Origin of the sequence: Paraneptunicella aestuarii, assembly GCF_019900845.1 — a bacterium.
In the GTDB taxonomy this organism is placed as follows: domain Bacteria; phylum Pseudomonadota; class Gammaproteobacteria; order Enterobacterales; family Alteromonadaceae; genus Paraneptunicella; species Paraneptunicella aestuarii.
In genome coordinates this window covers 3383694-3388927 of sequence record NZ_CP074570.1, presented here as the reverse complement: position 1 = coordinate 3388927, position 5234 = coordinate 3383694, and the positions used below count along the sequence as shown (strand labels likewise).

Genomic DNA, 5234 nt, shown 5'->3' with positions numbered 1-5234 from the left:
AATTTTATGTTTAATATCAGAAAAAATGAAAAATATAGTGTTGTTAAAAATATATTAAATCACTTAATTAAAAGAGATGACTTTTGTGAGTTAATGGACTTATGTTTGTTTAGTCGTTCAGGAATTTATGAGCTTGTTGATATTGTTGGAGTAGCCGTATGGGGGGAATCATCCAGCTGTGAGCTCCAAGATTTATATAACTTTAAGAATTTCTCTGGAATACGCTTTTTTTATGACTATGGTAATGATGAGATTATCTCAAATGATATTGAAGATATTTCCACGGATGAGCTAAGTGAATTAGTGAAAGAGGCGCTTGTTTACTATTCTCCTAATCACCCGGATAAAAAAATGGAAATAGAAGCATTGAGTAAACGATTAAATCGCCCCGTCCAAACGTCCAATAGATAACGGATAATATTCCTTAAGGCTGATTTTTACAAAAGCGTTTAAAAATTAGCCTGTTGTCTTTTTAATTTCTGCAAAAATATCCATTCAGTAATTAAAATTTTAGCTTTCCATTAAATTGCTTGTACGAAAATTATCCAGTAGTTCCGCATAAGCCACAATTGTCCAGGGACGGTTAATCATCCATAACTCTCAAGTTCTGCAAATCGAACAATACTAGATTCCGGTTAAATAATAAGCTCTATATCTGTGAGCAATCTAACTCTTTTGTTGGTGGTCATACGCAGATTGATGGCGCTTACATAAACAGTGATTCAGATGAATTAGCCCTTGATACAGGAACGCTGGGATACAGCGATATTGAAGGCTACAACAACGAAAGTAGTTTCTATGTGAGCGTCGGTGTTGGTTTTGCGGGGGAAGATGGTTCTGGCAATGTTCACACTGAAAATACCGGTAATGCCACAGGCTCAACCGGTTCAATCAACAGTGTACAGGGTAGCTACAGCAACCTCGACCAGGAGCAGATAAACCGCGCCACCATAGGCGAAGGCGTTATCACTATTCGTGATAATCCCGACCAGGATATCAGCGACCTGAACCGTGATATTGACATCGCACAGGAAATCATGCGGGATGAATCTGATGGTGTGGAAGTGTATTACACCGACTCATCATGGAACTCGGTGACCAATCCAACGGAGACATTGGAAAATTGGCAAAACAGCGTGAGTAACTACGGCAGTAATGCCATGGATGCAGTGAACAATCTTGAGCGGGGGGCAGATCTTGGCGGGTTGGTTGTTAATGCGATAGTTGAATATGGCAGTAATGGCAATATTCCCGAAGGAATGGAGAAAGCCTTACAAAGTTCAGAACTTAAGGCTGCGGGTTGGGCATATGCTGAAAATCATCCTGAGTATCTGGATGTATTGGCAAATGCAGAAAATTATCCACCAGAAACCGTCCAGGCTGCAGAACAAGCCTGGAGTCAACAACTATTAATATCATTTGGTGTTGAAACCTAAGCTGAGTTGAAGATTATTCTGAATGAACTGGGCATTATCCGTGGTGCGACAGATGGTGAAGATACTATCTATGTGAACCACGGTGAGGACGGTACATCGATTAGCGATGCTGGTTCTATTTCCAATACGATTGGTCATGAAGTGGCGCATATCGCCGGAGAAAGTGAGTCTGGCGCAGAGTTTTTGGGAGCTGTGGCGGAAATCGTCATGGATCAAGAACTGGATTATAACGGCATAGTTGATACAGGAAGTGATTCTGCGGTTGACTCAGCGTGGATAGAAACGAATTCCAGCAATGAAATGATTGTTCAGAACAATGAACAGTTTGCCAGTGAAGACCCAACAGATATGTATTATTACCTGTCGGAGAATCAAAAACAGCAACTGGAAGCAGCCAAGGAAGAGTGTAATGGTAATTTCGGCTGTGAAATGAAGGCTGAGCTAGAGTACACCTATATTTCTCAAATGCAGAATGCAGCGGTGACAGCGGGTATTGTTGAAGGGGTAGGTAAAGAAGCTGTTGATGAATTGGTTGGATTGGTTGATATGCTGGCTAACCCTCAGCAACTGGTCGATTCATTACAAGCGATAGTGGATGATCCGGCTTTACTGGCAGAAGTTGCAGAAAACGAAGTCAAAGAAATTCAGGAGCTCTTGCAGAACTTTGAAGAACAACTTGAGATTGCAGGTTGGGACGGTGCTAATGAAGCGGGTGAGAATCTCGGTCGAATCACAGCCAAGATTGTAGCGTTAGTTGGTGGAGCGGCAGGCGCAGCCAAGGTAACCAAATCTATTGTAAAAGGGATTAAAGATACGATTGCGAAGAAGGTTGATGATATTGGTAGCCCTGATTTGGATACCTCAACAGGACATTCCAATCAACCAGATGGTAATGATACAAGTAACAGTGGGCAGAACAGTTCAGAAAATGGAAGTTCTAGTGGGAATGGAGAAAGTAACGGAGTTGGGGGCGGTAATGATTTGGGAGATAATTCTGATAATATTAATTCTAATGGAGAGGCTGAAAACCTAGATATTACAGCGACACATTTAAATAATGAATTACCACCTAACTTTGATGAATACGTTAATTTAGCAAGTGAGCAAAGAACGAAGCATATTCTTGAAGGAGATCAAACAGGAGGAGGGCATCTATGGCCTGGTGCACCTGGTAAATCAGTTTTTCCAGAAAATTGGAATGCTGATAAGGTTATGCACAATGTATCAGATGTTGCAACCGATCCTAATGCAAATTGGACTCAGCTGTCAGGAAAGCCTGGTGCAACCCATACTAAAAGTGGAAGGCCCGTCAGATGGCGAGTCGAGTCGGTCAGAGATGGTGTTAAAATCAGAGTTATTGTTGAGCCTCATGGAGAGGGAATAATAACGGCTTATCCTGTAGATTAAATTTATAAATGGATGACAGTCTTATGAAAGATAAAGTATTAAAATTACTGGTAAATTTGAGTACGAAATTACCTGAAAATGACATTGAAAATATTCGTGAACTAGTTGAGCATGGTGAATGGGGGGTTGGCGTTGAACTCCTCTGCTCACAATTACATGAACATGAAATTGTGATAAATGAAATTGAATTTCAGGTAATAAAAGGGTTAGTTGCTGATATGGAATTATCAAGTGATTTGTGGATGGATATTGAGTATTTAGTTTCTCCACCTTAACTGTGTTGCCCCGTCCAAACGTCCAATTGATAACGGGTAATATTCCTCAAGGCCGATTTTTACAAAAGCGTTTAAAAATCAGCCTGTTGTCTTTTTAGTTTCTGCAAAAATTTCCATTCAATATTAAAAAACTCTGTTTTTGATTAATTTTCTTGGAACAAGCTGACTCAATAGAGAAGGCTCAAAAGATATATCAGGAGCAATGGGGCTCTTTAGCTGTTGATGTTACATTCGATGCGTTAACAATTGCTGGAGCTTTATTCCCTGCTGCGGGTATTGGCGGAGCTGCAGATGATATCATTGATGATGTTTCCAGATCTGCTGATGATATTATTGATGACGTTGTGAGAAACGTTGATGCATTAGATAATTCTGCTGGCAATGTTGATATCCCTGGTAGGGTAAAATCCAGAATTAACATTGCGAATGGCAGAACTAGAACAACGCCTCTTAGAGATTCTGGCAATCCTGTATCAGCGGGCTTCGATCATGTTCTTGACGGGCATTTTAATGTTGCACTTGGCAACAATCGTTCAGTTTTTTCAATTGAACCTGCAGAACTTAAAAATATTTTAATGAGTAAAACAGTAGTAGATTCTCCAGTTACAAATCTTGGGGGAGGGCAATATTCTAGAATTGTGGATGTCGGTAAGGTTGTTGGTAATGCCTCGTTAAATCAAGGTGGTGGGGCTACTACCAGAATAAGGGTAATTACTGATTCTGCGGGTAATCTTATAACCACCTATCCAGTCAAATAAGGTATTAAATATGAGTTCGGTGAAGAAAGTTTGGAATAGTTTCTGTAGAGAAATAGAAAAACTTAACTCCGATACAGCCACTATTGAAGAGCTTTTTACTGCCATAACAAGATGGTTATCAAACAATAAAAAGTCTTTTCCTGAGGATATTTGGAGTATTTACAAGTTAGATTTTTATACTGAGCTAGATGTTCGGGAATATTATCTTGGAGTATCTGAGGATAGTGTGAGTCTCTTGATTGAACGATTGAGAAAGATTACTCCTCATTCAGTTGATAGGGTAGCCATGATTGTTAGAGATGTGCTTTGGGATTGCAGTACTTTTAAGACTCATATCCAATGTCCAAATTGCAAAGACGATGACTTGCGGATAATGGTTAATGAAATAGACAATAAAATTGTTTTAGCTTGTGATATTTGCCTTTGGGCTCAGTTCGAAGATGGAAAGCAAGTTAGAGGTCAAAAAAAGTTACGTCCAGCTAAGAAATTTGAGATTGATGTGTGCCCCGTCCGAACGTCCCATAGATAATGCCCCGTCCAAACGTCCAATAGATAACAGGTAATATCCCCCAAGGCTGGTTTTTTCAAAAGCGTTTAAAAATCAGCCTGCTGTCTTTTTAATTCCTGCAAAAATTCCCATTCAATATTAAAAAACTCAGTTTTTGATTAATGTTCTTGTACAAAAATCACTCGAAAACTCCACATAAGTCGCAACTGTCCATGGACGGTTAATCATCCTTCACTCTCAAGCGATGTAAATCGATCAATGCTCGATTTGCGTTAAATAATAAGTTCCACACCAGTGAGCAATCCGCCCCATTTTTCATAATGCCTTGCGTGTTTATATCCGGTTTGAAAGATATCAACGCCATTCCAAACTTCCATCGGTGTGCGTCCGCCCAAATGCAGCGGTGACAGCGGGTATTGTTGAAGGAGTAGGTAAAGAAGCTGTTGATGAATTGGTTGGATTGGTTGATATGCTGGCTAACCCTCAGCAACTGGTCGATTCATTACAAGCGATAATTGATGACCCGGCTTTACTGGCAGAAGTTGCAGAAAACGAAGTCAAAGAAATTCAGGAGCTCTTGCAGAATTTTGAAGAACAACTTGAGATTGCAGGTTGGGACGGTGCTAATGAAGCGGGTGAGAATCTCGGTCGAATCACAGCCAAGATTGTAGCGTTAGTTGGTGGAGCGGCAGGCGCAGCCAAGGTAACCAAATCTATTGTAAAAGGGATTAAAGATACGATTGCGAAGAAGGTTGATGATGTTGGTTCTTCTACTAAATCAATCATGTGAACACATTTGACGAAGATGGTCGAATGCCTAGAAATGGGAACCGAACGGTTATATATCAGG

The 5234-nt window shown here is 40.3% G+C and carries 7 protein-coding genes; all 7 read left to right on the top strand.

Going from position 1 to position 5234, the window contains the following annotated elements; genetic code table 11:
• Positions 1-6: 6 nt before the first annotated feature.
• The 7 genes from KIH87_RS12910 (at position 7) to KIH87_RS12880 (ending at position 5174) form a co-directional block, all read left to right on the top strand.
• Positions 7-411: a hypothetical protein gene (locus KIH87_RS12910; protein ID WP_232358280.1), complete on the top strand. Its 405-nt coding sequence runs from the start codon at positions 7-9 to the stop codon at positions 409-411.
• 389 nt (positions 412-800) lie between these two features.
• A complete protein-coding gene (locus tag KIH87_RS12905) occupies positions 801-1436 on the top strand; it encodes a hypothetical protein (protein ID WP_232358279.1) in 636 nt (211 codons plus the stop codon).
• A gap of 6 nt (positions 1437-1442) precedes the next feature.
• Positions 1443-2843 carry an EndoU domain-containing protein gene (locus tag KIH87_RS12900; protein ID WP_232358278.1) on the top strand — a complete coding sequence of 467 codons (1401 nt, stop codon included), beginning with the start codon at positions 1443-1445 and terminating at the stop codon, positions 2841-2843.
• 23 nt (positions 2844-2866) lie between these two features.
• Positions 2867-3118 carry a MafI family immunity protein gene (locus KIH87_RS12895; RefSeq protein WP_232358277.1) on the top strand — a complete coding sequence of 84 codons (252 nt, stop codon included), beginning with the start codon at positions 2867-2869 and terminating at the stop codon, positions 3116-3118.
• Positions 3119-3270: 152 nt separating this feature from the next.
• Positions 3271-3876 carry a hypothetical protein gene (locus KIH87_RS19435; RefSeq protein ID WP_269751475.1) on the top strand — a complete coding sequence of 202 codons (606 nt, stop codon included), beginning with the start codon at positions 3271-3273 and terminating at the stop codon, positions 3874-3876.
• Positions 3877-3886: 10 nt separating this feature from the next.
• Entirely contained in the window at positions 3887-4405 is a 519-nt protein-coding gene (locus KIH87_RS12885) for a hypothetical protein (RefSeq protein ID WP_232358276.1), read from the top strand.
• A gap of 358 nt (positions 4406-4763) precedes the next feature.
• Positions 4764-5174: a hypothetical protein gene (locus KIH87_RS12880; protein WP_232358275.1), complete on the top strand. Its 411-nt coding sequence runs from the start codon at positions 4764-4766 to the stop codon at positions 5172-5174.
• Positions 5175-5234 lie beyond the last annotated feature (60 nt).

Excerpts from the sequence above, each read along its gene's own strand:
- KIH87_RS12910 (WP_232358280.1), top strand. The coding sequence starts at position 7 with ATGTTTAATATCAGAAAAAATGAAAAATATAGTGTTGTTAAAAATATA.
- KIH87_RS12885 (WP_232358276.1), top strand. The coding sequence starts at position 3,887 with ATGAGTTCGGTGAAGAAAGTTTGGAATAGTTTCTGTAGAGAAATAGAA.
- KIH87_RS12895 (WP_232358277.1), top strand. The coding sequence starts at position 2,867 with ATGAAAGATAAAGTATTAAAATTACTGGTAAATTTGAGTACGAAATTA.